Raw genomic sequence first — 1197 nt, forward strand, 5'->3', positions numbered from 1 at the left:
TCCTTTCCTTCTAATTTTGAAATTCTCCATTTATCGTCTGTGTTAAGTGAAGTAACAACTAGATTGGATGTGTGAATATATACGTCAAATTTATCTCCTTTAGTTTTTTCCTTCTTTACTCCTTCTACCGCAACACTGCTTTTTTGTGTTGATACTTTGGATACTTTTCCTTCTACCCCTGTAAATTCCCCCCGGAGTATTTTTACTGTGTCGCCTTCAATTACACGTACACTTCTTTTTCCATATTTTTTATGTAGTTCTTTTGATAATGCACTTCCCAACTGTTTACTTCTCGTTTGGAATGTTGCTTGATAAATCAAATTGTTACGCATTTTTGTTGGTTTCATTTTTTATACCACCATTGATGCCAAGTTAGCTACTCTTGGCCATTTTTCTGAAGCTTCTGCTGCTACTGGTCCTTTGATGTCTGTTCCTTTTGTTTCTCCTTCTGGAGTGATAAGTACTGCTGCATTATCTTCAAAACAAACTCTAACGCCATTTAATCTACGAACTGCATATTTTTGTCTAATGATTACTGCACCGTAAACTTGTTTTCTAAGTTCTGCAGGTCCTTTCTTGACTACAACATTACAAAAGTCACCAACTGCTGCAGCTGGTAATCTTGAAACTCTTGTTTTATGTCTTGGAACATTGATTATCTCTAAAATTTTTGCACCTGAATTATCTGCACAGACAATGTTTGCCCCAACTGGGATTGATCTTGTAACGTATGGTCTAAATTCTTCTACTCCTTTACCTGCTTGCTTTGCCATTATGCTTTAACCTCTACTACTACATATGATACTGATTTTGATATTGGTCTGCACTCTGCAGTCAATACATGATCTCCTGATTCAACATCAATGCAACTAGGAACATGTGCGTGAATTGTACTTGTGCCTCTTGCATATCTTTTGAATTTGCTAAAGTAAATTGGTGAATCTTTTTCTAAGGTGATTGTCTGTTTTGCTTTATTTCCAGTTACTTTGCCGTCAAAGAGTTTACCTCTTATTGACAAGCCCCCGTGAAATGGACAATGTTTATCGGTACATTCTCTTGTTGGTTCTTTTACTTTTAATCCGATATCCTTAGTCATGACTTTCCTCCAATTCTATCAAACGGTCTTTTTGCAATTTTAGAACCATCCACAACAACATCTTTTCCTTCAATTGAAAATTTCCAATTGTTAGTGTCTTT

The 1197-nt window shown here is 35.8% G+C and carries 3 protein-coding genes; all 3 read right to left on the reverse strand.

What is annotated here, in order from left to right; genetic code table 11:
* A partial coding sequence (gene rplX / locus BD31_RS07525) for a 50S ribosomal protein L24 (protein ID WP_008300747.1) occupies window positions 1-347 on the reverse strand: 347 nt, incomplete at its 3' end.
* A 3-nt stretch (window positions 348-350) separates the two neighbouring features.
* Window positions 351-773 carry a 50S ribosomal protein L14 gene (locus BD31_RS07530; RefSeq protein ID WP_008300751.1) on the reverse strand — a complete coding sequence of 141 codons (423 nt, stop codon included), beginning with the start codon at window positions 771-773 and terminating at the stop codon, window positions 351-353.
* Window positions 773-1096 (reverse strand): 30S ribosomal protein S17, encoded by a 324-nt coding sequence (locus BD31_RS07535; RefSeq protein WP_008300746.1) that lies wholly within the window; start codon window positions 1094-1096, stop codon window positions 773-775. Before BD31_RS07535 ends, BD31_RS07530 begins: the two co-directional genes overlap by 1 nt.
* Window positions 1097-1197: the final 101 nt, after the last annotated feature.

The organism is Candidatus Nitrosopumilus salarius BD31 (assembly GCF_000242875.2).
Lineage (GTDB): Archaea > Thermoproteota > Nitrososphaeria > Nitrososphaerales > Nitrosopumilaceae > Nitrosopumilus > Nitrosopumilus salarius.

Bases quoted from the DNA above. Each gene is read 5' to 3' on its own strand.
- BD31_RS07530 (WP_008300751.1), bottom strand. From the start codon at position 773: ATGGCAAAGCAAGCAGGTAAAGGAGTAGAAGAATTTAGACCATACGTT.
- BD31_RS07535 (WP_008300746.1), bottom strand. From the start codon at position 1,096: ATGACTAAGGATATCGGATTAAAAGTAAAAGAACCAACAAGAGAATGT.